Here is a 25,101-nt window from a genome sequence, read left to right as displayed (position 1 = left end):
ATCCACATTAAAATGATACATCTTAATTAATATAAATAGCGTGAAAAAGTGTTTCAATATTTTGAAGTTTAACAGGATTCACGCCTAACGCAAAAGCAGGAATAGACTGCCCCTTTAAGAAATTTTTTTCTAAAGGAACAGTCTTTCCGTATGATTATTTAGTTTGCTGCATCAAGTTTTTTCTTATTGTTTTCATAAACATCCTGCTGATACTTTTCAACTTTTTCATACCCGAAAGAATCACGTTTCTTCAGGAATTCGTTGAAGAGTTTATCGAACTCTTTATCAGATTTGGCAAGCAGAAGCTTAGGAAGTGTTTTACCCCATTCTTGAGCGATCTTGCTTGCTGCAACACCTTCTGCGGAAGTTCCAGTCGGGCTGATGCCATCAAATTCTGCATAGCTGACTGTTTTTCCTTTTGTCCAGTCTTCCATTTGCTTGAATGGCTCAGAAGCTGGCGGTGCCCATGCAAGGCTCATGTTTGTATCCATTAGCATCCAGTACTTGAATGAAGCACCATACTGCTGGTCAAACGCAGCGCGGTCTTTGTTCAAAAGGTCAAGAACCTCTGGCTTGAATTCAGGCTTACCGTTCACCATATCATATGTTTCGCCCTCTTTACCCATGTAAAGGTCCATCTGTCCTTCTTCGCTGATCAGGTAAGTCAGGAATTGAATTGCTCTTTCTTTGTCTTTTACATCTTTGGAAATCAAAGTTACAGTCCATCCTGAGATGCTGTCACCAGCCAAAGCAGGTGCATCTCCATTTGAGTTAGCAGGTCCGTCGACTGCAATATATACAGAGTTTGGATCTTTAGCATACAATGCGTGTTGTTGCGCTGCAAGGTCACTGCGCTGGTAAAGCATTGCGAAGTATCTGCCTTGTGAAATCTTTTCTTCCATTTGCGGACGCTTATCAATGAAGATGTCCTTTGCAAGAAGACCTTTGTCATTTGCTTCTCTGAAAGTCTTTAACCATGCAAGATACTCTGGATCCTGGCTGCGGTCATACACCTTGCCGTCCTTTTCCATTGGAATCGCAAGGAAGTTTTGCAGATAGCCTTCAAGGGAAGTGTTTCCTACATCAGTAAATTCATTTAAACCGAATGGAATCAATGGTGCGCCGTTTACTTCAGGGAATTTTTCTTTAGCAGCTTCAAGAGCCTTCAAGAATCCTTCAGGCGTGCTCATATCCGGGCTGCCGATTGCTTCATACATATCTTTTCGTACTAGGAATGTCTGGTTTGATGGCTTAAGGTCTTTGTATTTGTCAAAATCTTTCGGTGAAGATGATGCATTCGGATAACCATAAGTGTTGCCATCCTCCTGCTTAAACCATTCAACCTTTGCTCCATCTGAAACTTTATAAAAATATGGATCGTATTGATCTGCAAGTTCATTCAATGGAAGGACAAGTTCACCCTCGATCATCTTTTTGACAGCATCTTCCCACCAGCCGATTGTGATGAAATCTGGAAGCTTGCCTGATGCAATCATCGTGTTCATTTTTTCTGCTTCGTTACCTGCTGGCGAAATGAAGTTGACAGAAACACCAGTTTTATCTGTTACATACTTGGAAACAACATCGTCGCCCCATTTATGTGCGAACCAGGAAAAGTTCACATACCAATCAAAAGTAATCGGTTCCTTGTTGGATTGCCAGCCAGGTGCATCAGCTGTTGCCTTTGGTTTGTCTTTGTCCTTTTCATCGGAAGCGTTTTCATTTGTCTTGCTGGAACAGCCTGAAAACAATGCCAAAACCAATGATAGAACCAGCATTAATGAACAGCCTTTGGAAAGAAATTTTCTCCTCATTTTTTGACCCTCTCTCTTGTTTGTTTTTTTGGGCCACATTATTCAATGTACACTGCTTTAAAAGGTGGGGAAAGACTTTTCAGCTTATTGCCAGCCTTTCCCAAGGTCAAAGGGGTATTTTTCACGAAAAAGCAGTACTCAATTAATAATGAAGCCAAGTTTTATTTAAATTTCTTCAATGAAGAAAAATTTAAATCGTTGTTTAAAAAATCAACCTTTTACTGAACCAATCAGCATTCCTTTTACAAAGTACTTTTGCAGGAATGGGTACACCAGCATGATCGGAAGCGTCGTTACAACCATTGTTGCCAGTTTAATGGACTGGGATGTTACCGTCTTCGTTGCAATCGATCCAGCTGCATTCGTCATCATCTGGTTTGAACTTGACTCGGCAACAACCTTGTACAAATAGGTCTGGATTGGCTGCAAATCTGGATTATTTACAAAGATGACCCCGGCAAAATAATCATTCCACTGATAGACACCCTGGAACAATGCAATGGTAGCGATAACCGGCATTGACAGCGGGATGATTACTTTGATAAAAATCATGAAGTCATTTGCTCCATCTATTTTTGCTGCTTCCTCAAGAGAAGTTGGCAATTCCCTGAAGAAGGAGACAAAGATGATCAGATGGAAGAAGTTGAACATGGTCGGAATGATATATACCAGGAAGTTATCAAACAACCCGAGGTCCCTGATCAATAGGAAGTAGGGAATCAATCCGCCGCTGAAAAACATCGTAATGACACCGACCAGCATGTAGAAGTTCCTGCCGTAAAGGTCTCGTCTCGAAATGGCGTAAGCTACCATCGCTGTAAAAAATACATGGGTGATTGTGCCGATAACCGTTTTGGCCACTGTTACTCCAAAAGATGTGACGATTCCCGGAGTATTAAACACAGCTTTATAATTCTCAAATGTAAATTCTCTCGGCCACCAGTAAATCCCGCCCTTCATGGCATCAACACCATCATTCAGTGAATTGACGAGGACGTACCAGATCGGGTAGACCGTTATGGCACAGATAAAGAGCATGATCAGAATGTTAACATTGTCAAAGATGTATTCGCTTGTTGTTCGCCGGTTCCGTTTAAAAAGCTTAAACACAACCTCACCCCCCTAGAATAAAGATGTTCCATTCAGTTTTTTCGTAATCTTGTTAGCTGACAGGAGCAGGATGAAGGCGATGATCGCTTTCAATAAACCAACTGCTGTTGCGTACGAGTAGCGGGCATTCTGCAGACCCATTTGATAGACGTAAATATCAATTACGTTACTGGCGCTCTCATTCAATGAGTTACGCAAAATCAAGATCTGGTCGAAATTTGAGTTCAAGACACCGCTTACAGCAAGAATGAACAAGATTGTGATTGTTGGGCGAATTGACGGCAATGTGACATGCCACATTTTTTGGAAACGATTTGCTCCATCAATCGTGGATGATTCATATAGTTCTGGCGAAACACCAGCAATAGCTGCAAGATAGATGATTGCTGACCATCCAAGTTCTTTCCAAATATCCGAGAGAATGACGATGGTCCAAAAATTATCAGGTTCAGCCAGGAAATTTGTCCGCTCACTGATCAGCCCTAAACCTAGCAAAATATCATTGATGACACCGATATCCGCCAGCCAGGTAGTCAAAATCCCTCCAAGTACAACCCAGGAAATAAAGTGCGGCAGGTAAGAAATTGTTTGAACCGCTTTCTTAAGCTTCATGGATGTAAGTTCATTAAGCAAAAGAGCAAATATAATTGGAAGCGGGAAACCGATAATCAATTTAATCAAGCTGATTCCCAGAGTATTTTTTAGGACGATCCAGAAGTTCTCATCCTGAAGGAATTCTTTAAACTGCATCAATCCAACCCATGGAGCTTCCGAGATCGTCTTGATGATGCTATATTCCTTGAACGCGATGATCAGCCCATACATTGGGATATAGTTAAAGATGAACATCCATACTACACCGAGAAGCGCCATCGTCTGCAAATACTTTTGTGAAATGATTGTCTTTTTGATTTTTTTGTATTTTTCTTTTTTTGTTGCCTTTTCGATAATGGTGTCACTGACCTGTTGTTCGACTGGCTGTTCTATCTTGACTTCCATTTCTTCACCACCTTGGTTGCTTTGTCTTTCTTGTACCTTCATCATAAAAAAAAGGGCTTACATTTATAAGCCATCGAATTTTGCTTATGGTACCAATTTTTTAGTTTTGGAATAAATGGCCGAAATATTGATACCATCACATTGTTATCGTTTTCATTTTTTCGGGAGGCGAAGAATAACAGCTTGTCCTATTTATGAATTTATTACTTTTTTTGCAGACCCTGTTAACCAAGGCTGTTGATTTTCGTTCCAGGCGCTTCGCTTTCCGCTGGAAGAATAATGAAAAAGCCCTACTGCCGGCTTTTTCAAAAGGCAATTCTTCCTGGCTGGCGCTGAGCCTCCTCGTCGCTTTGCTCCTGCGGGGTCTCACCTGACCAGCTGCGCCCGCAGGACATTGATTAGCTTCCCGAATCAGCCCACGCACGAGGGAAATGCGTTAGCATTTTCGGAGGAGTCTTCGCGCCTTCCACTACAATCAACAGGGTTTAAAAATCAAACTTCAAATTCAACAGAGTCTTTTCATAAAAAAACCTGTGCACCAGACTTTTGAATGAGTCTGAAGCACAGGGTTCTAAGCTTTTATGCAGTTTTTATCCTAATGCCACGTCGAGGATCATCATGATGGCAAATCCAAACATGAGGCTTAATGAGGCGAGGTCGCTGTTGCCGTTTTCCTGGGACCCGGGGATCACTTCTTCGGCTACTACGAAAATCATCGCTCCGGCCGCAAAGCTTAACGCATATGGCAGAAGAGGCTGGATGAACATGACAGCGGCTGCTCCAACCATCGCGGCAACTGGTTCGACCATGCCAGAAAACTGGCCGTACATGAAGCTTTTCTTTCTTGACATTCCTACTTGCCGAAGTGGCATGGAAACTGCGACACCTTCAGGAAAGTTCTGGATCCCAATCCCTATCGCAAGCGCGATCGCACCCATGAGTGACGCTGAAGGAAAGCCTGCAGCTGCTGCTCCGAAAGCCACACCGACAGCGAGACCTTCAGGAATGTTGTGCAAGGTGATGGCCAAGACCATCAAAGTACTTCGTCTTTTCTTTTCAGGATGGATGCCTTCAGCTTTCTCCATCGATAAATTAGGGTGTAAATGGGGCATCAATTTATCTACGACCATTAAGAACAATCCGCCTAAAAGAAAACCCGTCGCAGCAGGCATCCAGCTCGGCAGGCTTCCTCCCTCACCCATCTCGATCGCAGGAGCAAGGAGTGACCAAAAACTTGCAGCAATCATAACTCCTGCAGCTAGACCCATCATACTGTCCAGGAATTTCTGGTTCGGATTTTTCGTTGTAAATACTAAGGCAGCGCCCAAAGCAGTCATTCCCCAGGTAAACAAAGTTCCAATCAGTGCCTGGACAACCGGATGGAAACCCATGAAAAATTCAAGCATATTTTTTCCTCCCAAGACTTGCTCTGTAATCAAATGTAACTCATTTTAATGTATTATATGGATGATGAAGTGGTGAATATATCTTGTTCTGCATAAATCAGACCGCTCTGAATTTGTTTTATCAAGATTACTACATTCTGAAGGTTATTCCAATCTTATTTATCTTTAATCTCCAGGCTCTGAATCTGATGAATGGATTTTCACCAAAAAAAGGGATACTCTAATAAGATAGTTCATACATGGAAGGGAAATAAGTCATGATTGCAAAAACAGAAGAAGATTTTAACGGATTAAAAGAAATTGGCAGGATTGTCGGCTTGATTCGGGATGAATTGGTACAGAAGACAGTGCCTGGGATTACCACAAAGGAACTTGATGAAGTCGCGGGTGCAATGTTTGAGGAGCATGGAGCAATTTCTGCTCCAAAGGGCGAGTACAATTTCCCTGGGTATACATGCATCAGTGTGAATGAAGAAGTCGCCCACGGAATTCCGGGAAGCCGCGTCATCAAAGAAGGCGATATCGTTAATATCGATGTTTCCGGATCAAAAAATGGCTATTTTGCCGATACGGGGATTTCCTTTGTCGTTGGTGAAGGTGACCCGCTTTTAACGAAGATATGCGAAACAGCTGTTGAGGCTTTTGAAGCGGGCTTGAAAAAAGCGAAACCAGGTTCGAAGAAAAGCGGACTTGGAAAGGCAGTTATGGCGACTGCGAGGAAGAACGGAGTAAAAGTAATTAAAAACCTTACCGGACACGGAATCGGGCGGACCATCCATGAAGCTCCTGACCACATCTACAACTATCATGAGCCATGGGATGATGAGCTCTTAAAAGAGGGAATGGTCATCGCTTTTGAGCCATTCATCTCCACACGTGAGGAAGAAGTTTTCCAATACGAACATGATGAATGGACTTATGTTACAGAAAATAGCTTTGTCGCACAATGTGAGCATACGATCATTCTTACTAAAAATGGACCGATTGTTATTACTAGATAGATTTCGAATTGAAACCCTTGCTGCTGCAGGGGTTTCATTTTTTTATGCATCCATCACAATTGATACTAAATTCCTATTTTTCGTATTTCTAAAAAAAATCCAACAAAATGATTGACACATTCTCTGCGACGCAGTAAAGTAATAAACAAGATTTATAACTTAATATTCGTTACTTCTTATCAAGAGAGGTTGAGGGACTGGCCCTATGACACCTCGGCAGCGGACTCCTTTGGAGGACTGTGCCAAATCCAGCAAGCAGCAGCTTGAAAGATAAGAAGAGGCCGACTTTTTAATTCATGTCCTCTTCTTTCTGAAGGGGACTTTTTATTTTTCCAAAAATCCCCACCTACAAATTCATATCGATACTTTCTTATCAAGAGAGGCGGAGGGACTGGCCCTATGAAGCCTCGGCAGCGGACTCACATATTGAGGACTGTGCCAAATCCAGCAAGCAATAGCTTGGGAGATAAGAAGAGACCTTGTCCAGCATCATTGCGGCATGCCCTCTTCCTGTTTCCGGGAAGAGGTTTTTTTATGCATTTACAAAGGAGGAAGACAGTTGATTACGTTTGAACAAGTGGAGAAAGTTTATGAAAGCCGCGGGAATAAGGTAGCGGCACTGAATGGAATTGACCTGGAAATCAAAGAAGGAGAAATATTTGGAGTCATTGGTTTTAGCGGTGCTGGAAAAAGCTCACTGATCCGCTGTGTGAATCTGTTGGAACGGCCGACATCAGGACGGGTGATTGTGAATGGCTGCGACATGACTTCTCTTTCAGCAAAAGAAGTCCGTGAGGTTAAAAGGAATATCGGGATGGTATTCCAGCATTTCAATCTCTTGAACTCCAAGACAGTCTTTGAAAATGTAGCGATGCCCCTCGTTCTCGGTAAGCTCCCAAAAGCGAAAATCAAAGAGCGTGTTTATCAGCTCCTCGAGTTTGTAGGTCTCGCTGATAAAGCAGACAATTATCCGGACCAGCTTTCAGGCGGCCAAAAACAGCGAATCGGCATTGCCCGGGCACTGGCAACCCAGCCTAAGATCCTGCTTTGCGATGAAGCGACATCAGCGCTGGATCCGCAGACAACAAGTTCAATTCTGCAGCTTTTGAAAAAAATCAACAAGGAGTACAACATCACGATTTTGATCATTACCCACGAAATGTCCGTCATCAGGGAAATTTGTGACCGGGTCGCTGTCATCGAGGAAGGAAAAATCATTGAGGAAGGCTCAGTATTTGAAGTTTTTTCAGCTCCCAAAACAGTTACAGCCAGGAATTTTGTCAGCACTATCATGAATGACAATATTCCAGATTCCGTCCACAGAATCATTAAGGGACATTCAGGGCTGCAAAAGGTATTCCGGATTAACTTCATTGGTGAATCAGCTGGCGAACCGCTGTTGTCACAGTTGTCAAAGAAGTTTGATATCCATGTGAATGTTCTGTTCGGAAATATTACCGAGCTGCAGGGAATTCCATTCGGTAACCTGATTGTCGAGTTCCAGGGAAGTGACAAAGAAATTTTGAGGGCACTTAATTTTATACATCAGCAAAAAGTCAACATAAAGGAAGTGACCGCACATGCTAGTTAACTCAGAACAAATCATACAGGCTTTAGTCGAAACACTGCAAATGGTTGCGTTCTCCCTGCTGTTTTCGGCAGTCCTTGGAGTGCCGCTGGGAATTGCGCTGGTCGTGACCAGAAAAGGCCATTTGCTTGAAAACGCACCTGTTTTCAACGTACTTAACAGTATCATCAACGTATTCCGCTCAGTGCCATTCATTATCCTGCTGGTCGCAATCATCCCGCTGACCCGGCTGATTGTCGGCACATCGATTGGTACGGCTGCCGCAGTCGTCCCGCTTGTCTTTTATGCAGGGCCGTATATTGCCAGATTGGTAGAGAACTCCCTGCTGGAGGTCGATCCGGGAGTCATTGAAGCAGCCGAAGCAATGGGAGCCACTCCCTGGCAGATTGTCTTCAAGTTCATTCTTCCAGAAGCAATGAGTTCACTTATTCTTGCTTTCACGATTGCAACAGTCGGATTGATTGGTGCATCGGCAATGGCTGGAGCCATCGGAGGCGGCGGCCTTGGGGATTTGGCGATTACTTATGGATACCAGCGTTTTGATACCCAGACAATGTTCATCACCGTTGGCATTTTAATTGTCATGGTTCAGGGACTGCAATCCCTTGGAAATATAACTGCTAAAAAAATCAGAAGAAGATAACCAGGAGGAAAACAAAATGAAAAAACTTTTACTAGCATTAATCGTACTTAGTCTGGCATTGATCAGCACCGCATGCTCCAGCTCTTCATCATCCGCGAAAGGCGGAGAAACTGTCAAAGTGAAGCTTGGTGTCAGCGGAACGGATCACCGGGTATGGGATTTTGTTGCCAAAAAGGCAGAAAAAGAAGGAATTGACGTCGAAATCGTCACGTTTTCAGATTATGTCCAGCCAAACCTTGCCCTTGCTGAAGGTGAATTGGATGCAAACTCATTCCAGACCGTTTCCTATTTTGACGCTTTTATCAAAGAACACAATCTTGACCTAGTCCCAATCGCAACCACACAGATCGCGCCAATGGGTATCTACTCCGAAAAATACAAAGACGTGAAAGACATTCCTGAAGGCGGAAAGATTGCTCTTGCAAATGAAGCGACGAATATGGGAAGAGGTCTTCTACTACTCCAGGAAGCAGGGCTGATCAAGCTGGAGGAAGGCTTTGACGGCATTGGCTCAATCGATAAAATCGTTGAAAATCCGAAGAACATTGAACTTGTGCCGCTTGTTGCTGGCCAGACACCAAGGGTATTGCCAGATGTAGCCGCATCAATCATTAACAACGGAATCGCAGTCGATGCAGGTCTTACACCAAAGGATGATGCGATCTTCCTTGAGAGTGCTACTGCCACTCCATACATCAACATCATCGCTGTCCGCGAAGAAGATAAAGACAATGAAACTTTGAAAAAACTAGCTGAACTTTACCAGCAGGATGACACGAAAGAATTCATCGAGAAAGAATACAAGGGAAATACGCTTCCTACCTTTGTGCCGCTTAGTGAGATTGGGTGGTAAAAAGAAATCACCTTTCTGCGACCGTAATTGCAGGAGCCTTCCCTTTTCGGGCGCAGCTTTGGTCATTCTGCGACCGTAATTGCTGAAGTTATCCCTTTTCTGGGCGCAGCTTTGGCTGTTCTACAACCTTAATTGCTGAAGCCAACACTCTTGGGTATCCACAGAAGGCTTGAACACTTAAGTTCTGATCAAAGGTTTTAAAGGGGGATTCCCCTGTTGCTCACTATTCTTAAGAAAGTTTAAAGGAGGAATCATGATGTCAACATTAATAAAATCATTAAAAGATATCATTACAGAAAATGTGGTACTAAACCAAGACCTTTACTTAACGACCAGCCATGAAATCCACGCACGCCCGGAAATCGGCAATGAGGAGTTTTTTGCTTCAGCCCGGCTAATCAAGATTTTAGAGGATGAAGGATTTGAAGTTGAAAAGGCGGTTGCTGGACACGAGACCTCTTTTGTTGCTCGCCAAAGGGCTGAAAAACCGGGACCATCGATTGCATTTTTGGCAGAGTATGATGCGCTGCCTGGGATTGGCCACGCATGCGGGCATAATATCATAGGAACAACCAGTGTCGCAGCTGCCATAGCTCTTAGCAAGGTATTGGATGAAACTGGCGGTGAAGCGGTGGTTTTTGGAACTCCTGCAGAAGAGGGCGGCCCAAACGGAAGTGCGAAAGGAAGCTTTGTGAAGCATGGCCTTGTTGAGGGAATCGATGCGGCTTTGATGCTGCACCCTTCAGGACAAACAAGATTGACATCAACTTCTCTTGCTGTAGATCCACTTGACTTTGAATATATCGGAAAGCCCGCACATGCAGCAGCGGCTCCTCATGAAGGAATAAACGCGCTGGATGCTGTAATCCAGCTGTTCAACGGAATCAATGCATTAAGACAGCAGCTGACTGATGATGTACGAATTCACGGCATCATCACCCATGGAGGTGATGCACCTAACATCATTCCTGAATATGCAAAAGCCAGGTTCTTCATCCGCGCAGCAACAAGAAGCCGATTAAATGATGTCACTCAACGCGTTAAGGCAGTTGCAGAAGGAGCGGCACTAGCAACCGGAGCAAAGCTGAATGTTATTGCCTTCCAAAATGAGGTCGATAATCTGCTATTGAATGATCGATATAATGAAGTATTCAAAAATGTGATCGAGGACCTTGGAGAGACCGTTGCAACTGATGAACGAGAGGGAATTGGCTCAACAGATGCAGGCAATATCAGCCAGGTCGTTCCAACCATTCATCCTTATATTAAGATTGGTCCTGATGAGCTCGTTGCCCACACTGTCCCTTTCCGGGAAGCAGCAGCTTCTGCACAGGGAGATGAAGCCTTGTTGAAAGGCGCCAAAGCCCTCGCTTTGACAGCAGTCCAGCTAATTACTGACCAGGAATTATTAACCGATATCAAGGCTGAGTTCCTGCTAAGAAAAGCAGCTGAAAATAAATAATTGACCTATCTTTTTTAACTGGTCCACTAATGAAATAAGACCCTTGCCCAATAGCAAGGGTCTTTTGCTATGTTCTAAGTTTACCAGCTTGATTAAGTCCCTTCTCATTTCTGTTCTTTTGCTCTCGCTACACTGATTAAGAAATCAATTGCCTCCATTTTTTCTCTTGTCAAATTTCGTCCCAGTTCCGGATTTTTTAAAATGGCTTCTGCTTGTTCAATCGTCATCAGATTCTCTCCTGAAATCAATTTACATACCTTTTTTCGATTGGATGCAATCTGTACTTTTTACAGCGCCTCTCCGAAGAACTTCTCCTGGTGAATCGCTTTCCTTTAATTCTAAAAATACTAAAAATTCCATTGACTTGTGAAGGGTAAGTATATATAGTAATGTGTATTATTCTTCTTTTGGACTCAACGGAACACTCTATTGTGATAGATTGAACAAGTCTTTTCTCTCTATCTATTTCCTTCCCTTCTTAAATGGAAATACTTCCTTGCCAACTGAAGTTAGCGTAAATCAGAATTCACTACATCAAGAAGAGGGGCAATTTAAATGCAGCAAAAAATTCCGTTTTCAACCTATGCACTAATTGGAACCATGCTATTCGGCATGTACTTCGGCGCAGGGAATTTGATTTTCCCTATTCAATTGGGACAGCTTGCAGGCACAAACTTTTGGCCAGCATTGATTGGGTTCCTGGTAACGGCCATTGGCCTTCCTTTTTTAGGCATATTGGCGATCGGGCTTTCCGGCAGCACTGGCTTGCGTGATTTAGCGAGCAGAGTACATCCTGTTTTTGGCATTGCCTTTGCCACAGTTCTTTACTTAACAATTGGACCCTTTTTTGCGATTCCACGAACAGCTACTGTTCCCTTCGTTGTCGGGTTTGAACCTTATATTGCTCCAGGACAGGCTGGTTTGTGGCTGGGTATTTTCAGTTTCGTCTTCTTTGCCGTTGTTTATTTTTTCTCACTCCATCCTGCAAAGGTCATGGACTACATTGGCAAATATTTGACCCCGGCGTTTCTCGTCTTTTTATTTCTTTTAATTGGATTTTCGGTTTTCAGTCCGATGGGGAATTATGGTGAACCGTCCGGCGCTTATGAAAAACTTGCTTTCATGACAGGTTTTAAAGAGGGATATAATACAATGGATGCTCTGGCATCCCTGGCGTTTGGGATTGTTGTCATCCATGCGATTAAAAGACAAGGAATTACTGACAAAAAGGATATTGCCAAAGCCACCATGAAATCAGGGATTTTCGCCATGTCGCTAATGATGCTGATTTACGGACTTATAACATTTATGGGAGCATCCAGCGTTTCAGCTATAGGAACATTCGAAAATGGCGGCCAGATTTTTGCAGCAGTCGCACAGCACTATTTTGGCTCCTTCGGTGCGATCCTACTTGCGATCATCATTGTGCTGGCCTGTTTAAAAACAAGCATTGGTCTTATCACAGCCTGCAGCGAGTTCTTTCATGATGTGTTTCCGAAGGCATCATACAAGAGGTATGTGTTTATTCTAAGCTTCGTTTCCTTTGCCATCGCAAACTTCGGATTAAACAATATCATCCAATTTGCTGTCCCAGTGTTAATGTTCCTGTATCCTTTAGCCATCATCCTTATCCTACTGGCCCTTTTATCACCGCTATTCCGCAATAGACAGAGCGTTTACTCTGCTTCGATGGCGATGACATTTCTTGTAAGCTTTTTTGACGGATATAGTGCATTAGCAGCAAATGTTGCAAATCTGAATGTCCCGATCTTCAATTCGATAAAGACTTTATACATGGACTACCTTCCTTTATACGATATAGGTCTTGGGTGGATTGTTCCAGCCTTCATCGGAGCAGTCATCGGCTTTATTTTGCCGAAAACTGAAATAATGTCGGGAACGTACCAAAAAGAACTGTAGAGATTCTCTGCAGTTCTTTTTTCTTTTGCTTTACTGTGATAACAGGCAATCATTTATTATGTTTTTTCTGCGCCTTTAATGCTACCTTTTCCAGTCCATTTCCTCTTTCCTCCGCAAATTCCACATCTGCTTTTGGAAGGGCTTTATTATGTTTTGGTTTATTCTTTGCCATTTCTTCACCCCCCTTTTGATTATCCACTTTTTTAGTTTGCGTTTCTTTTTTAAGGCTATGCCTCACTTCTTGATAACAAGAATGTATATGCACGGGTAAAATGTCGATGATCGATTCGAACACCTAAAAAAATAGCCAACCTATCAAGGTCGGCTTGTGAATATACGTTACCCTTTTATACTTTGTGCGTTTAGACTAGCCTCAAAAAGATCGATGATTTCCAAAAATCGTTCAGCTTCCCTGAAGGTATGGTCAGCTAACAGTGGATGAATATTGCTCTTTATTTTGCAGGCTTCAATCAATTCTCTAGCTGTTTTCTTAAAATCCCTTAATGATGCAACCGAAACCCTGTTTTGATCCAGGAATTGATCAAGCATTGGCACGGTTTCCGATTGTGGCCTCATTGAATCCAAATCCACTGCCTGGAAGACCAATTGGTCAAAGTCATGACTGAATTCTCTTGCCTGTTCAACTAGCTTCCTTTCTGACGGATCTAAAAGATGCCCGATAAATTTTGCATGGTCTGCCATGATTCTTAGAAAGAAAACATTTTCAGCGATAATGGCCTCTGGCTCTGGAGCTAATTTCCCTTCATTTAGTTCCTTCAAACGATTCGCAAAATACGCTGCTTCTCTGCTTACGTGATCAATTAGCAAAGGAAAATTATTATGTCTTATTTCACATCTTAGAGTGAGTCCTAATACTTTTCTTTTGTAACTCCAAATTGAGGCGGCAGCTTGATAAACCTCATTGTTAAAAGCATGGATTTGACGTATATCCGTGTTGGCGCTAAATCGTGCCAGTTTTTCCTCAATCCGCTCAAATATCACAATAAACTGTTGTGCTTCAGCAATTAATTGTTTTTGCTCATACGTAAACCCCAGACTTAAAAATAGCGCATGCTCCTTCATGATCCTGGACCAAAATCTAATTTCGTCCAGGGATCTAAGTACGATTGGATTGGCCATGTTTCCCCTCCTCACTTCACTCTGCATCACTAAAATATATGTATCCAGTCTATGTCCCAAAACTTTTTCGAATTTTTCTTTTTTCCTATGCCAACAGCTATTTTCATATAGGTAAGCGAAAGAGAAATAGAGTCCGGGAGAGCTTAACTGCGTTTATGTGGGTAATGACCGGGTATGTTTTAGATAATAATAAGCCTATTCAAACAAGCATGTTTGAAAGAAAGGAGCCTCATTGTGAAACAGAAACTTTTTTATGGAATTCCAATAGCCCTGGCGATCATAATGGGTGGATGTTCAGCTGAGACGGACCAGGAAAATGAACCGCCAGTTGAGGATACTGAAAACGATGTTGAGGATGAGGATTTTAAATTGGATCAGGAAGAGTCTGATGGTGATGAGAAGCAATAAAGAAAAAATGCTGTTTCTTCAATAGAGACAGCATTTTTTTTTGCCTGGCCATACAAATGACTCAATAAAAAACCTTAGGACCTTTGGTGTCCTAAGGTTGTTCATTCTCATTATTCTTCAACAGACTCTTCAACCTTTTCCTTTTCATCGTCCGTTAAATTCTCATCATCCTCGGTTGTACCTTCGGTTGGTTCACCTGGATCCTCTGTCATTCCATCAGGCGCTGGTGGTGCTTGTTCATCCTGTTCCATCACTGGATCGTCTTCTGGCGGCGGCTCTTCTGTGGCTCCGCAGCCCGCCAGCAAGATGCCTGCCCCTAAGGTAAACGAAAGCATCAAGTTTCGCTTCATCATGTTGCCACTCCTTTCTGTAACAGGTTATTTTACTTATAGCCCCACAGGAAAATCATAAACATTTCCCAGGCCCCCTGCCTTGAAGTTTTGGATGACTAAAATGTTTTCCCAGATTAAAGGACATCTGCATGTGGATGCTAGTTTGTGCAGCCTGCTTGAGGGAATACTGGGTAAGATGAAGCAACATGCAACTGGAGGGTTAAACAGTGAAATTAAGCGTCCTTGACCAATCCGTCATCAGCGTGGGAGATTCGGCTGCCCAGGCTTTTCGTAAAACCGTTGAGCTAGCTCAAATCACAGAAGAACTAGGGTACACAAGGTTCTGGGTTGCGGAGCATCATAACACTAACGGCATTGCCGGTTCCTCTCCTGAAATATTGATATCCCACATAGCTTCGATGACCAAAAGAATCAGAATAGGTTCAGGCGGAGTCCTGCTCCCACAATACAGCCCTTATAAAGTCGCGGAAAACTTCAAGGTTTTGGAGGCTCTATTCCCAAACAGGATTGATGCTGGTTTTGGACGTTCTCCTGGCGGGTCAGCCACTACGAGGCTTGCACTGACAGATGGACTTCGGAAAAGTTTGAATGAGTTCCCCAGACAAATTAGTGATTTAAAAGGGTTTTTGCTGAATGAATTGCCAGGTGACCATCCCTATCATGGCGTTAAAGCATATCCTGACAAAACAGCTTTCCCTGAATTATGGTTATTGGGAATCACGCATCGCGGAGCCAGACTTGCAGCAGAACAGGGAACAGCTTTTACATACGGCCATTTTATAACGCCTGCCAACGGAAAACGGGCATTGGAACAATATTACCGCGAATTTCAGCCTTCTCCATTCCTGAAAAAGCCCAAAGCAAATGTGTGCATTTTTGTTGTATGTGCCGAAACCCAGGAAAAGGCTGAAGAACTGGCTTTGAGCCAGGATTTATGGCTTTTGCGGGTAGAAAAGGGATTGGATACAAGGATTCCATCATTGGAAGAAGCGAAGAATACCATGCTAACAGCGGAGGAGCGGGACAGAATTATTGAAAACCGAAAAAGAATGATCATCGGAACGCCGCAGAAAGTGAAGAATGAACTCTTTGAGCTTTGTGATGAGTATAGGACTGAGGAGTTTATGATTATCAATAATGTACATAGCTTGCAGGATAAGGTGAAGTCATACACCTTGCTTGCGGAAGCACTGCTCTAAAGTATTACAGGAAGGGGACACCCCTTCCTTTCTTATTGTTCCTTCAGATCCTTTTTGGTCATCTCGCTTCGTACATTAACGTCTTTGGAGATATTTCTTTCTTTATTATTTGGGTATTTATTTTTACGTTCGCGGTTATCGTTACGATTCGTCATGATACTCCTCCATGTTACTTTTTGCGGTTCTTGCCTGAATTGATGTCATTGTCATTGCCTAACTCCCCATTCGTACGGCCTTTCTCTTTGGCAATTTTTCCACCCAATCTTACATTGTTCTGGCTGATTTCTTTTCCACTCATGTTTTGTCACCCCCACTTTTTAAGATGCTCAAAATCAGCAAATAAAACTTCCTATTTTAAATCTTTGTGATTGCACACCCATCTGTTATGTAATATAATCTAATTAAAATATTCTGTTATATAACAATATTTCGAAAGAGAGGCAGAAACATGACAAAAACGGATGCCATTGCACGGAGGATTCTGGGTTGGAAGCTGAACAGATGGGACCGCTGGTTTGATTATGAGAAGGGTGTATTCATCAATGACACTGAATTCCAGCCAGAGCATAATCTTCTGCATGCGATGCTGATTGTTGAAAGACTGGAGAAGCTGGGCTACACCTTTTCATCCAATGGTGTTTCCGAGGCTGCTTTCAATCAATTTAGAGGGACAGGTGAAAACCTGCCTGAAGCGATTACAAATGCTGCTTATGCCATCATTGAAAATGACTCAGTCGTGGCAAGCGCAACACTGTGGAGGAAATTATCATAATAAAAAAACTGAGCTGCCTCCTTTAATGGATGGCAGCTCTTTTCATTCACTCCACTTTTTCATCCTTCCCTGCCAGCCAGAATGCGGCGGCAATTGAGGCAATTATGACGATGAAGGGAGCGTAGAACATTGAGAATTCAGCCATTTTCGACCCTCCTATGCATGGTCATCCCGTTTTCCTTGAACATAATCTTTATTGAACAGGAACAGCCTTAGCAATAAATACAGTGACGGGAGCAGCAGCCCAAGTCCCGCAATAAAGGCAATAATGAGAGCGATTGCCATTGCTTCATTTGTGAAGCTGTCATAAAGCTTGAGAAAAGGATAGAGCAGATATGGATAATGCGAAATGCCATAGGCAAAAAACGCGATCAGGAACTGCCCTGTTAACAACCCGAAAGCGATTCCGTAAGATTTACGCTTCCCCAGTAAATAAACTGTACCCGCAAACAAGATGAAGGAGATGGCAAACAGCCACCATAAATCAACGAGCCGGCTGTAATGTTCTGGATTGTGGTCCTTTAGTTCAACGATGATTCCAGTTGCCGTTACAATAGCGGGCACAGACCAAATCAACGCATATTTCCGAAGCAGTTCTGTTGCCGGTTCATCCTGAGCCTTATGCGCATACCACGTTAAAAATACAGCTGATATATAGAGGACTGCAGAAAGACTAAGAACAACTACACTCCATGTCAGCGGGCTGGTAAATAGCGCCACGTAATCCAGGTCAATCCCAGACGCTGTCTCAGTGACAAAACCACCCTCTGATATCGTCAATACAATCGATAAAGATGCCGGGATGAACAAACCAGATAATCCGTATAAATACGTATACCTTTTGTGCTTCAATCCGCCATATGTCGTGAAAGCGTAGTAGGATCCCCGAATCGCCAGCAAGGCGATGGCGATACTAGCCGGAACAAGCAGGATGGTCCCGTAATAATACGCCGTTTTAGGAAAGAATCCGACCATTCCGACAAAGAAAAACACCAGGAATACATTCGTCACTTCCCATACCGGCGACAAATACCGCTGGATGATCCGGGTCAGGATATGCTGCTTTCCCCGGAAAAGGCTGTATGCATTAAAGAATCCTGCCCCGAAATCGATGGAAGCGACAATGACATAGCCAAAAAGAAACAGCCATAGAACGGTAATCCCAATTATCTCAAGTGTCATCGCAGCTCACCTTCCTTTTCGGCTTCCCTGTCTGCCAGTTCTTGTTCAACAGGATTCTTTCGGAACATCCTGGTTAAAACCACGATACTTCCTACTCCAAGCACCAAGTATAAACCGGCGAACATCAGCAGCATTGTATCGACCTGTCCGCTTGTCGTCGCCGCTTCTTCAACCTTCATGATTCCCCGCAGGATCCACGGCTGCCTTCCAACTTCGGCGAACCACCAGCCAAGCTCGATCGCGAGCACCGATAACGGTCCTCCAAGGACAATGAGCCATCGATACCACCTTGTCCGGATAAAACTCCATTTCATCCAGACACCGACAACATACATAAGCGAGAGCACCGTCATCCATATACCGATCGTAACCATCCCATCGAATAGATAGTGGATGTAAAGCGGCGGAGTTTCGTCCTCTGGAAACTCATTTAAACCAATCACTTCCGCATTCGGATTACTGTGCGCCAAAATGCTGAGCGCATATGGAATCTTAAGAGCATATTTGACCTCACCATCATCGAGAACGCCATAGAGCATTAACGGTGCACCTTCATGTGTCTCAAAATGCCATTCCGCGGCTGCGAGCTTCTCCGGCTGGTACTCGGCTAAATATTTCCCGGAAAAGTCACCAATTACCGCGGCGGCAATTGAAAAAATCAAACCGATTTTCATTGTCAAAAAGACGGCTTTTTTATGATAGATGTGATCCGAACCTTTCAGCAGCCTGTAAGCTCCAATCGAAGCAAGGAGAAATGCCGATGTCATATACGCTGTGGCAAGCACATGGGCCACCTTTGTCGGCATGGCCGGATTGAACATCGCCAGGATTGGATTGATATTGACCAGCTGGCCATCAACAAGATCGAAGCCCTGCGGTGCATTCATGAAAGCATTCACGATGGTGATGAACACGGCCGAAAAAGACGCTCCAATCGCAACTGGAATGAGCAGCAGCAAATGTTTCTTCTGATTCTCAAACCTGTCCCAGGTATAAAGATAAATGCCAAGAAATATCGCTTCAAAGAAAAACGCAAAGGTTTCCATAAATAGCGGCAGGGCAATGACATTGCCCGCAAGTTCCATAAAGTTCGGCCACAGCAAGGAAAGCTGCAATCCAATCGCGGTCCCGGTCACAACGCCGACCGCCACTGTAATCACAAAGCCGCGCGTCCACCTCCTGGCCAGCAAAATATAATGTTCATCCTGCTTCTTGATTCCCAGCCACTGAGCAATCATGATCATCAACGGAATCCCGACGCCAATGGTGGCATAAATAATGTGGAAAGATAAAGTAAGCTCCGTCAACACTCGGCTGAAAAAAACAGATTCTTCATTTCCCATCCTTCAATCCCCCTATTCTATCCGGCAAATATTCGGCCGATAAAAGACAATCCCATAATCGCCGCAACTATAAAAGCAACCCACATAAGCACTCGTTCTTGCTTCTTATACATATGGTCATTGTCACCCCGCTCGTAAAGTTTGTTCATTGAATCACATAACTTAGAAAAATAAATCCCATTCACCTTTTCAATATGTAGTCTCCATTATTCCTTATTCCCCTTCGCCCGATAGTTAAAACGAATGCACCGGCTATATATCATTAGGAAAATAATTATCGGTTTGGACTGGGACTTTTCAATGGCTGTTTTTTTAGCAGCGGACTCATGCTGAGGGTCCTTTTCTGCGCTGAACATTATATTGCCGATCTTTATATCGCTGAAAAAGCCAAATGACTGCCGCAACCCAGAGGCTGCTTGCAAAGAAACCACCGACAATGTCACTAGGGTAGTGGACGCCAAGATACACCCTGCTCACTCCAATGGAGAGAATCATGAAGCTGCTTGCAAGAATCACCGCCAGTCTGCCAAACCGGCCTGGAATCTGGCGCCACAGCAGGAAGGCCAGGATACTGTAAAAAGAGAATGCATTCATCGCATGCCCGCTTGGAAAACTGTACCCGCCAATTTCAATCAACCTGTGAAAATCCGGGCGTGCGCGATGGAAAAATAATTTCAGCAATCTATTCAGGATTGGTGTGCAAAAAACCACTGCCAGGAAAACGAGTACTTCCACCCTGAACTTTAATACAAAGAACATTAATAGAAAAAGGAGGATTGCCAGAACAGCAATAAACCGGATGGTTCCGATATAAGTAAAAAGCTTCATGATACTAGTAAGCCAGGAGGATTCCAGGCTCTGGATGAACGAAATGACCTGGCGATCAATGGCCATTAGATAATCAGCTCTCACAAGGAAGGAGAGCAAAATAAATAGGAATAATGAACCCAAAAACGCTAAGGACAACTGCAAATTAAACTTCATATCCTTGTTCCTCCTGTTTCCTTCCATGTTTTTCATCCTTTACTATTCCCCTTATTCATGTTTTCAAAAGACAAATAGACAGAACCACAAGGGAGGAAACTTTTTTTCTTCTTGCCGGGAAGGTAAAATAGACTTGAAAGGAAGTGGGCAAATGGCAAATTCAGTGGCAGGCTCTAAACAATCTCATTTAACGCAGTATATCCCGCCTAAAGGCATGTATGAAACATTTGAAAATGAAGCTCATTATCTTGGGAAGGTCAAGGAATGGGGACTGAGCACAAAGAAAGAGTTTTGGTACAAAGACAGATTCCAGCATTGTCTTGTTACGATAAAAGGTTATGAAGTTTTCGGTGAAACAACTGAATACAATACGCTTGTCGTCGAATTTCCTGATGGCAGCATGACATGCATCCACCCTGCCTATTTGAAGGAAATGCAATCCTCCAATTTCGGCAAGGAAATCATTGAACAGACCGGGGACGAGCCTAAAGCGAAATCGGAGAGGATGGAAAATCCTAAACCGGCAGCAGTTGCAGAAACAACAGCTCCACCAGTGGCGGCTAAACCTGAAAAGGCAGCGAAAACTTCAGTAGACAAGCCTGCTAAAGCAAAAAAAGAAAAAGCCCCTAAATTGGTGCTGCCGGAAGATAAAGTCCATTTTACCGCGAAAGTGAAGCAGTTCGCCTTGAGCTGGAATCACTTCAATGAGGACAATGATGAGGTCATTGTGTTCGAAGATGTCCGGATTGACGAGGAAGAACAAATCGAGGTTGGCCTTGCATGGGGCTCACACAGTAAAACACTGAAAAAGCTCGAACTGGAGCCCGGACAGGAGCTTGAATTCAACGGTAAAATCGTCAAGAAAAGCCTTCCCAAAGGCAAGGACGTGGAAGACGAGTCCATGCTTCTCGATGTTTCAGTAGCATACAAAATCAATAATCCTTCTAAAATCGTTAAAAAATAACTTTACTTTTTAAAATGGATGGATTGGATTTTACCCCGACAGGAAAAAAATAAGTTTGCAATTAGAGCAAATAACCGTCATGCTGTAAGGAACAGATTTAAAAGTCATAAAACACAGGTGAAATAAATGATTGAAATTAAGAATTCTGAAATAAGCGATGGAGAATTTAATCGAGGTGTATTCGCTACCCAAAATATCGCAAAGGGTGAGTTGATTCACGAAGCCCCAGTTCTCTCCTATCCGAACGATCAACATGTACACATCGAGAAAACAGCATTAGCCGATTACGCCTTTGAATACGGGAGCAACCATTCGGCAATCCTGTTGGGTTACGGCATGCTTTTCAACCATTCCTATGAGCCCAATGCAATATATGAAATCAATTTTGACAATCATACTTTTGAATTCTATGCCTATCGTGACATCAAAGCTGGCGAAGAGATTGTCATCAACTATAATGGCGAGGTCGATAATAACGACCCACTCTGGTTTAATAAAGATGAAGAATAAGAAATGCGGCTCCCATGGGGAAGCCGCTTCTTTTATACAGCAGAAATGCTGCCGTCTTCTAAACATTCTAGTTCAACAATTACGTTCGTCCCCTGGCCCATTTCACTGACAATTTTCATCGTTCCATTATGCTCCTGAATGATTTTATTGCTCACCGTAAGCCCAAGCCCGATGCCTTTTTCCTTCGTTGTATAAAACGGAGTTCCAAGATAACGAAGGCGGTCAGGCTCAATTCCCGTTCCCTCATCCGAAATGCTGACAAGCACTTTTCCCTTCTCCTTCTTTTGCAGGTCGATCACGACATTCCCGCCACTCTGCATGGATTCAATCGCATTTTTCATAAAGTTTAAAAACACTTGCTTCAGCTGATGCGGATTGCAAGAAAGCATGACTTTTTCATCTGGATAAGTTGGGATGATCTGGACATTGTGCATCATCGCCTGTGGATGGATGATATTGATCGTACTGTCCAAAATCGCTTTCAAATCATCTTTTACATATTGGATTGCCTGTGGCTTGGCTAGTGACATGAACTCATTGACAATCATATCGATCCTGTCCAGCTCGTTCATGATGATTGCCAGGTAATCTTCCTGCTTCTCCTTATCAAGGCATGTCTGCAGCAATTTTGAGAAACCCTTCAATGCTGTCAGCGGATTGCGGATTTCATGGGCCACCCCCGCAGCCAGCTGCCCGGTGACAGACAGCCTGTCCAAATTACGGATGGAGGCATCATGCTTGACCCGGTCCGTAATATTCCGGCCAACACTGACAAACGAGTCTATCTCCTTTTTTTCATTATAGATTGGCGAAAAGCTATATTCTGTATAAACGGATTCCAGATCGAAAGTGGTGAACTTTTTCCGTAAAATCTGCGGTTCTCCAGTTTCGACAATCTCCTTGAGCTTAAGATCGAGAATGGCATCTTCCTCTGATGTCAAAAATTCACCAAGATTCTTGCCAACAATTTGCTCCGGCTTCAAGCCGATCACTTTTTCATGGGAAGGGGAAGCATACAAAATCAGTTTACCTTTATTAATCACCTTGATCATGTCCGTCGTATTCTCGGTAATCAGCTCGTACAGCTCCCGTGTTCGGTGTAACTCATTCTCCATACTTACCACTTTGGTGATATCACGGTAAATTGCAATGATGGCAATGATCTCGCCCTGCTTATTACGGAATGGGGAATAAGAGACAGCAATGTCGAGCAATGATCCATCCTTATGGAATCGCTTCGTGATCATATTGGTAAATGCTTTGCCATTTTTGACTTCGGAAATGATCCCTGGCACAAAATCTGGATTTGAAAACTCATGAAAGGTCCTGCCTATTAAATCTTCTTCTGTATAACCGAAAATCTCCGTGTACATATGATTGATCCTCAAAAAACGGTTCTCCATATCTATAATGGCAAAACCGTCGGCGGTACAATCCAGGAATAAACTGAGCAATTCATCCGGATTATAGATGGTTGTATCATCCGGACCAAATATCGGAAAATCGTTACGCATAGAGATCTCTCCAAACCTATTAACCTTATAGCTTCATTTTACAGAAAGTTATGATTTTTCAAAAGAAGTATTTATTCTTCTTTTAAAAATCAAGAAGCCGCTATCCCTTATAAGGCAGCGGCTTGAATCTCATTCATTTAAGATATTCTAACACTTTTGCCACAGCAGCTTCTGCCTGGTCGATGCATCCAGGAATCCCGACACCCTCAAAAGAACTCCCCGCAAGGCAGATACCTGGAAGCTCTTGTTCAAGCTCCGATTTTACTTTTGCGATTCTCTCGAGATGGCCAACGGTATATTGCGGCATTGCATTTCTCCATCTGGTCACAACAGTGAATTCTGGCTTTGCGGTAATGTTCATCGTTTTATTCAAATCTCTTAAAACCAATTCGATGATTTCGTCATCTGATAGATTCACAGCTTCCTGGTCATCCGGCTTTCCGACATAGCAGCGGAGGAGGGTCATATCGTCTGGCGATGTTCCCGGCCATTTTTTATGGGTCCATGTACACGCGGTAATTCGGAAATCACTGTTTCTCGAGACGAGGAATCCTGTTCCGTCGATATCTTTCTCGATCGCCGATTTTGGAAATGCCATCGCTACATTTGCGACGGAATTGGCCGGCATGTGTTTGAACGGTTCCATGAATGGATATTCCGACAGCATGCGCTGGGCGTGGAAATGGTCGGTCGCTATCACTACACTGTCAGCGGTACCCACCTCTCCATTTTCGAGATGGACTTTATAGGCCGACCCTGTCTTCTCTACCTTTTCAACTGCTCTTCCCTTCAAAACCGATCCTTCGTCGAGACGCGTTTCAACCTGGTGGACCAATTCCTCCAGACCCGTTGACAATGAAATGAACATCCCTTTTTTGGAACCAGGCTTCTTAGCTGTTTTCGGAGACTTAGGCATCGATTTATTCAAGCCGATCACCAGGCTTCGATGCTTTTGTTCGATTTCATAAAAATTAGGGAACAAAGCCATCAGGCTCAGCTCATCTATATCGCCTGCGTAAATCCCGGATAACAAAGGATCAATCAGGTTTTCTACAACCTCATCACCGAGCCGGCGACGGAAAAAAGCACCTAATGACTGATCGGCTTTTGGTTCATCTTTGGGCAAAATAAAATCTCCCGCTGCACGCAATTTGCCCAGTGGAGAAAATAACCCTGACAACGCAAACGGAGTGGCCTTTGTGGGAATCCCCATGAAAGATCCCTCAGGCATTGTGTGTAGCCTGCCCCTTGCGTAGATATAGGACCTCCCCGCCGTGTTCGAGATGATTTTGTCCTGGAGACCTACTTCCTCGATCAGTCTCATCGCACTCTTTTTTCGCGCTATGATGGAATCCGGCCCTCTTTCAATGATAAAACCATCACGCTTCTCAGTACTGATGACACCGCCAAGACGGCCGCTCGCCTCAATCAATTTCACTTGTATTGGCAGCTGATTTTCCCTTGCTTCCTTTTGGAGATAATACGCAGCCGCCAGCCCAGTGATCCCGCCGCCTATGATGATAACCTTCTTTGGGTCCATATCGCTCACCTATTCTTTTTTGTTTGATTATCTTATAGTTGTTCCCTGAAAGTATGTGAAGTTTTTAACACAAGAAAAGTATAGCACCAGAAATAGACAGGTTGATGGAAGTTTTTTTACTAAAATGTGAACTTAGAGTCCGTGAATAGTGGAGGATTATCAGATTTCCGTCAAAGTTGGATCAGTCATGCATAAGAAAGGCGGAATTCAGCTGGAATCTTGAGCAGTCAAGCGCTGTTGACTGACCTGAATTAAGTTTTTTGGCGAATTTTTCATTATTTCGACCACATTTTGAAATATATCAGCGGATTTTCAATTTTATCGACCACATTTTAAGATATTTCCACCACATTTCCGAATATATCGACCACATCACATTATCACAAAAAAAAATCC

The 25,101-nt window shown here is 43.4% G+C and carries 28 protein-coding genes and 2 riboswitches; of the genes, 12 read left to right on the top strand and 16 right to left on the bottom strand.

The genetic code is table 11. The features are described 5' to 3' along the window. Positions 1-158: 158 nt before the first annotated feature. The 3 genes from J7E38_RS13270 to J7E38_RS13260 form a co-directional block, all read right to left on the bottom strand. Entirely contained in the window at positions 159-1,814 is a 1,656-nt protein-coding gene (locus J7E38_RS13270; RefSeq protein WP_214705421.1) for a type 2 periplasmic-binding domain-containing protein, read from the bottom strand. 210 nt (positions 1,815-2,024) lie between these two features. Further along, positions 2,025-2,852 carry a carbohydrate ABC transporter permease gene (locus J7E38_RS13265; protein ID WP_215038590.1) on the bottom strand — a complete coding sequence of 276 codons (828 nt, stop codon included), beginning with the start codon at positions 2,850-2,852 and terminating at the stop codon, positions 2,025-2,027. Between the two features lie 84 nt (positions 2,853-2,936). Then, on the bottom strand, positions 2,937-3,923 hold the full coding sequence (locus J7E38_RS13260; RefSeq protein WP_214705423.1) for an ABC transporter permease: 987 nt from the start codon (positions 3,921-3,923) through the stop codon (positions 2,937-2,939). A gap of 194 nt (positions 3,924-4,117) precedes the next feature. On the opposite strand from J7E38_RS13260, the gene J7E38_RS13255 reads away from it, so the two are divergent. Further along, positions 4,118-4,297 (top strand): hypothetical protein, encoded by a 180-nt coding sequence (locus J7E38_RS13255; RefSeq protein WP_214705424.1) that lies wholly within the window; start codon positions 4,118-4,120, stop codon positions 4,295-4,297. Positions 4,298-4,513: 216 nt separating this feature from the next. Here the strand turns inward: J7E38_RS13255 and J7E38_RS13250 are convergent, their stop codons facing one another. Then, a complete protein-coding gene (locus tag J7E38_RS13250) occupies positions 4,514-5,329 on the bottom strand; it encodes a ZIP family metal transporter (protein ID WP_214705425.1) in 816 nt (271 codons plus the stop codon). Between the two features lie 257 nt (positions 5,330-5,586). Between J7E38_RS13250 and map the strand changes: the two genes are divergently transcribed. The 5 genes from map to J7E38_RS13225 all read left to right on the top strand — a co-directional run bounded on the left by map (position 5,587) and on the right by J7E38_RS13225 (position 10,876). Further along, positions 5,587-6,330, top strand: a complete 744-nt coding sequence (gene map, locus J7E38_RS13245; RefSeq protein ID WP_214705426.1) for a type I methionyl aminopeptidase — start codon at positions 5,587-5,589, stop codon at positions 6,328-6,330. Positions 6,331-6,503: 173 nt separating this feature from the next. Further along, a riboswitch (SAM riboswitch) is annotated at positions 6,504-6,607 on the top strand. A 90-nt stretch (positions 6,608-6,697) separates the two neighbouring features. Further along, a riboswitch (SAM riboswitch) is annotated at positions 6,698-6,803 on the top strand. An 86-nt stretch (positions 6,804-6,889) separates the two neighbouring features. Next, a complete protein-coding gene (locus J7E38_RS13240; protein WP_214705427.1) occupies positions 6,890-7,921 on the top strand; it encodes a methionine ABC transporter ATP-binding protein in 1,032 nt (343 codons plus the stop codon). Beyond that, positions 7,911-8,561: a methionine ABC transporter permease gene (locus J7E38_RS13235; RefSeq protein WP_214705428.1), complete on the top strand. Its 651-nt coding sequence runs from the start codon at positions 7,911-7,913 to the stop codon at positions 8,559-8,561. Before J7E38_RS13240 ends, J7E38_RS13235 begins: the two co-directional genes overlap by 11 nt. A gap of 16 nt (positions 8,562-8,577) precedes the next feature. Then, complete coding sequence (locus J7E38_RS13230; protein WP_214705429.1) at positions 8,578-9,414, top strand: MetQ/NlpA family ABC transporter substrate-binding protein; 837 nt, start codon at positions 8,578-8,580, stop codon at positions 9,412-9,414. Positions 9,415-9,670: 256 nt separating this feature from the next. After that, positions 9,671-10,876: a M20 family metallopeptidase gene (locus J7E38_RS13225; RefSeq protein WP_214705430.1), complete on the top strand. Its 1,206-nt coding sequence runs from the start codon at positions 9,671-9,673 to the stop codon at positions 10,874-10,876. Positions 10,877-10,980: 104 nt separating this feature from the next. Here the strand turns inward: J7E38_RS13225 and J7E38_RS24145 are convergent, their stop codons facing one another. After that, entirely contained in the window at positions 10,981-11,103 is a 123-nt protein-coding gene (locus J7E38_RS24145) for a hypothetical protein (RefSeq protein ID WP_285291738.1), read from the bottom strand. A gap of 328 nt (positions 11,104-11,431) precedes the next feature. Here J7E38_RS24145 and brnQ point away from each other — a divergent pair, with 328 nt between their 5' ends. Then, a complete protein-coding gene (gene brnQ, locus J7E38_RS13220; RefSeq protein ID WP_214705431.1) occupies positions 11,432-12,796 on the top strand; it encodes a branched-chain amino acid transport system II carrier protein in 1,365 nt (454 codons plus the stop codon). Positions 12,797-12,845: 49 nt separating this feature from the next. On the opposite strand, the gene J7E38_RS24140 is transcribed toward brnQ, so the two are convergent. Then, positions 12,846-12,968: a hypothetical protein gene (locus tag J7E38_RS24140; protein WP_285291737.1), complete on the bottom strand. Its 123-nt coding sequence runs from the start codon at positions 12,966-12,968 to the stop codon at positions 12,846-12,848. A gap of 167 nt (positions 12,969-13,135) precedes the next feature. Further along, positions 13,136-13,936 carry a DUF2935 domain-containing protein gene (locus J7E38_RS13215; protein ID WP_215038567.1) on the bottom strand — a complete coding sequence of 267 codons (801 nt, stop codon included), beginning with the start codon at positions 13,934-13,936 and terminating at the stop codon, positions 13,136-13,138. 234 nt (positions 13,937-14,170) lie between these two features. Between J7E38_RS13215 and J7E38_RS13210 the strand changes: the two genes are divergently transcribed. Beyond that, entirely contained in the window at positions 14,171-14,344 is a 174-nt protein-coding gene (locus J7E38_RS13210) for a hypothetical protein (RefSeq protein WP_214705433.1), read from the top strand. Positions 14,345-14,454: 110 nt separating this feature from the next. Here J7E38_RS13210 and J7E38_RS13205 read toward each other — a convergent pair whose 3' ends face one another. Continuing rightward, the gene (locus tag J7E38_RS13205; protein ID WP_214705434.1) at positions 14,455-14,697 is read right to left on the bottom strand and encodes a flagellar basal body L-ring protein FlgH; all 243 of its coding nucleotides are present in this window, start codon (positions 14,695-14,697) and stop codon (positions 14,455-14,457) included. A 206-nt stretch (positions 14,698-14,903) separates the two neighbouring features. Here J7E38_RS13205 and J7E38_RS13200 point away from each other — a divergent pair, with 206 nt between their 5' ends. After that, positions 14,904-15,896: an LLM class flavin-dependent oxidoreductase gene (locus J7E38_RS13200; RefSeq protein WP_214705435.1), complete on the top strand. Its 993-nt coding sequence runs from the start codon at positions 14,904-14,906 to the stop codon at positions 15,894-15,896. A gap of 32 nt (positions 15,897-15,928) precedes the next feature. Here J7E38_RS13200 and J7E38_RS24135 read toward each other — a convergent pair whose 3' ends face one another. Both J7E38_RS24135 and J7E38_RS24130 read right to left on the bottom strand, forming a co-directional pair. Beyond that, on the bottom strand, positions 15,929-16,051 hold the full coding sequence (locus J7E38_RS24135; protein WP_285291736.1) for a hypothetical protein: 123 nt from the start codon (positions 16,049-16,051) through the stop codon (positions 15,929-15,931). Positions 16,052-16,065: 14 nt separating this feature from the next. Beyond that, positions 16,066-16,194 carry a hypothetical protein gene (locus J7E38_RS24130; RefSeq protein ID WP_285291735.1) on the bottom strand — a complete coding sequence of 43 codons (129 nt, stop codon included), beginning with the start codon at positions 16,192-16,194 and terminating at the stop codon, positions 16,066-16,068. 150 nt (positions 16,195-16,344) lie between these two features. Here J7E38_RS24130 and J7E38_RS13195 point away from each other — a divergent pair, with 150 nt between their 5' ends. Continuing rightward, on the top strand, positions 16,345-16,668 hold the full coding sequence (locus J7E38_RS13195; RefSeq protein ID WP_214705436.1) for a BC1872 family protein: 324 nt from the start codon (positions 16,345-16,347) through the stop codon (positions 16,666-16,668). Between the two features lie 46 nt (positions 16,669-16,714). Here the strand turns inward: J7E38_RS13195 and cydS are convergent, their stop codons facing one another. The 4 genes from cydS to J7E38_RS13180 form a co-directional block, all read right to left on the bottom strand. Then, positions 16,715-16,813: a cytochrome bd oxidase small subunit CydS family protein gene (cydS, locus tag J7E38_RS24485; protein WP_483297173.1), complete on the bottom strand. Its 99-nt coding sequence runs from the start codon at positions 16,811-16,813 to the stop codon at positions 16,715-16,717. An 11-nt stretch (positions 16,814-16,824) separates the two neighbouring features. Beyond that, positions 16,825-17,850, bottom strand: a complete 1,026-nt coding sequence (locus J7E38_RS13190; protein WP_214705437.1) for a cytochrome d ubiquinol oxidase subunit II — start codon at positions 17,848-17,850, stop codon at positions 16,825-16,827. Beyond that, positions 17,847-19,193, bottom strand: a complete 1,347-nt coding sequence (locus tag J7E38_RS13185) for a cytochrome ubiquinol oxidase subunit I (RefSeq protein WP_214705438.1) — start codon at positions 19,191-19,193, stop codon at positions 17,847-17,849. The genes J7E38_RS13190 and J7E38_RS13185 overlap by 4 nt, the downstream gene beginning before the upstream one ends. 324 nt (positions 19,194-19,517) lie before the next feature. Further along, the gene (locus tag J7E38_RS13180; protein WP_214705439.1) at positions 19,518-20,177 is read right to left on the bottom strand and encodes a phosphatase PAP2 family protein; all 660 of its coding nucleotides are present in this window, start codon (positions 20,175-20,177) and stop codon (positions 19,518-19,520) included. Between the two features lie 151 nt (positions 20,178-20,328). On the opposite strand from J7E38_RS13180, the gene J7E38_RS13175 reads away from it, so the two are divergent. Both J7E38_RS13175 and J7E38_RS13170 read left to right on the top strand, forming a co-directional pair. Further along, the gene (locus J7E38_RS13175) at positions 20,329-21,141 is read left to right on the top strand and encodes a hypothetical protein (protein WP_214705440.1); all 813 of its coding nucleotides are present in this window, start codon (positions 20,329-20,331) and stop codon (positions 21,139-21,141) included. Between the two features lie 126 nt (positions 21,142-21,267). Beyond that, positions 21,268-21,651 carry an SET domain-containing protein gene (locus J7E38_RS13170; RefSeq protein WP_215038566.1) on the top strand — a complete coding sequence of 128 codons (384 nt, stop codon included), beginning with the start codon at positions 21,268-21,270 and terminating at the stop codon, positions 21,649-21,651. Between the two features lie 32 nt (positions 21,652-21,683). Here J7E38_RS13170 and J7E38_RS13165 read toward each other — a convergent pair whose 3' ends face one another. Both J7E38_RS13165 and hemY read right to left on the bottom strand, forming a co-directional pair. Further along, complete coding sequence (locus J7E38_RS13165; RefSeq protein ID WP_214705441.1) at positions 21,684-23,165, bottom strand: PAS domain-containing sensor histidine kinase; 1,482 nt, start codon at positions 23,163-23,165, stop codon at positions 21,684-21,686. 133 nt (positions 23,166-23,298) lie between these two features. Further along, positions 23,299-24,705 (bottom strand): protoporphyrinogen oxidase, encoded by a 1,407-nt coding sequence (gene hemY / locus J7E38_RS13160; RefSeq protein ID WP_214705442.1) that lies wholly within the window; start codon positions 24,703-24,705, stop codon positions 23,299-23,301. Between the last annotated feature and the right edge of the window lie 396 nt (positions 24,706-25,101).

This window comes from Bacillus sp. ISL-35, from assembly GCF_018613355.1.
Lineage (GTDB): Bacteria > Bacillota > Bacilli > Bacillales > Cytobacillaceae > Mesobacillus.
The sequence above is the reverse complement of the archived record's forward strand: the minus strand, read 5'-3'. Positions and strand labels throughout refer to the sequence as shown.

Coding starts and splice junctions, on each gene's coding strand:
- J7E38_RS13270 (WP_214705421.1), bottom strand. CDS start 1,814: ATGAGGAGAAAATTTCTTTCCAAAGGCTGTTCATTAATGCTGGTTCTA.
- J7E38_RS13265 (WP_215038590.1), bottom strand. CDS start 2,852: ATGCTCTTTATCTGTGCCATAACGGTCTACCCGATCTGGTACGTCCTC.
- J7E38_RS13260 (WP_214705423.1), bottom strand. CDS start 3,923: ATGGAAGTCAAGATAGAACAGCCAGTCGAACAACAGGTCAGTGACACC.
- J7E38_RS13255 (WP_214705424.1), top strand. CDS start 4,118: ATGAATTTATTACTTTTTTTGCAGACCCTGTTAACCAAGGCTGTTGAT.
- J7E38_RS13250 (WP_214705425.1), bottom strand. CDS start 5,329: ATGCTTGAATTTTTCATGGGTTTCCATCCGGTTGTCCAGGCACTGATT.
- map (WP_214705426.1), top strand. CDS start 5,587: ATGATTGCAAAAACAGAAGAAGATTTTAACGGATTAAAAGAAATTGGC.
- J7E38_RS13235 (WP_214705428.1), top strand. CDS start 7,911: ATGCTAGTTAACTCAGAACAAATCATACAGGCTTTAGTCGAAACACTG.
- J7E38_RS13230 (WP_214705429.1), top strand. CDS start 8,578: ATGAAAAAACTTTTACTAGCATTAATCGTACTTAGTCTGGCATTGATC.
- J7E38_RS13225 (WP_214705430.1), top strand. CDS start 9,671: ATGTCAACATTAATAAAATCATTAAAAGATATCATTACAGAAAATGTG.
- J7E38_RS24145 (WP_285291738.1), bottom strand. CDS start 11,103: ATGACGATTGAACAAGCAGAAGCCATTTTAAAAAATCCGGAACTGGGA.
- brnQ (WP_214705431.1), top strand. CDS start 11,432: ATGCAGCAAAAAATTCCGTTTTCAACCTATGCACTAATTGGAACCATG.
- J7E38_RS24140 (WP_285291737.1), bottom strand. CDS start 12,968: ATGGCAAAGAATAAACCAAAACATAATAAAGCCCTTCCAAAAGCAGAT.
- J7E38_RS13215 (WP_215038567.1), bottom strand. CDS start 13,936: ATGGCCAATCCAATCGTACTTAGATCCCTGGACGAAATTAGATTTTGG.
- J7E38_RS13205 (WP_214705434.1), bottom strand. CDS start 14,697: ATGATGAAGCGAAACTTGATGCTTTCGTTTACCTTAGGGGCAGGCATC.
- J7E38_RS24135 (WP_285291736.1), bottom strand. CDS start 16,051: ATGACGAATCGTAACGATAACCGCGAACGTAAAAATAAATACCCAAAT.
- J7E38_RS24130 (WP_285291735.1), bottom strand. CDS start 16,194: ATGAGTGGAAAAGAAATCAGCCAGAACAATGTAAGATTGGGTGGAAAA.
- J7E38_RS13195 (WP_214705436.1), top strand. CDS start 16,345: ATGACAAAAACGGATGCCATTGCACGGAGGATTCTGGGTTGGAAGCTG.
- cydS (WP_483297173.1), bottom strand. CDS start 16,813: ATGGCTGAATTCTCAATGTTCTACGCTCCCTTCATCGTCATAATTGCC.
- J7E38_RS13190 (WP_214705437.1), bottom strand. CDS start 17,850: ATGACACTTGAGATAATTGGGATTACCGTTCTATGGCTGTTTCTTTTT.
- J7E38_RS13185 (WP_214705438.1), bottom strand. CDS start 19,193: ATGGGAAATGAAGAATCTGTTTTTTTCAGCCGAGTGTTGACGGAGCTT.
- J7E38_RS13180 (WP_214705439.1), bottom strand. CDS start 20,177: ATGAAGTTTAATTTGCAGTTGTCCTTAGCGTTTTTGGGTTCATTATTC.
- J7E38_RS13175 (WP_214705440.1), top strand. CDS start 20,329: ATGGCAAATTCAGTGGCAGGCTCTAAACAATCTCATTTAACGCAGTAT.
- J7E38_RS13170 (WP_215038566.1), top strand. CDS start 21,268: ATGATTGAAATTAAGAATTCTGAAATAAGCGATGGAGAATTTAATCGA.
- J7E38_RS13165 (WP_214705441.1), bottom strand. CDS start 23,165: ATGCGTAACGATTTTCCGATATTTGGTCCGGATGATACAACCATCTAT.
- hemY (WP_214705442.1), bottom strand. CDS start 24,705: ATGGACCCAAAGAAGGTTATCATCATAGGCGGCGGGATCACTGGGCTG.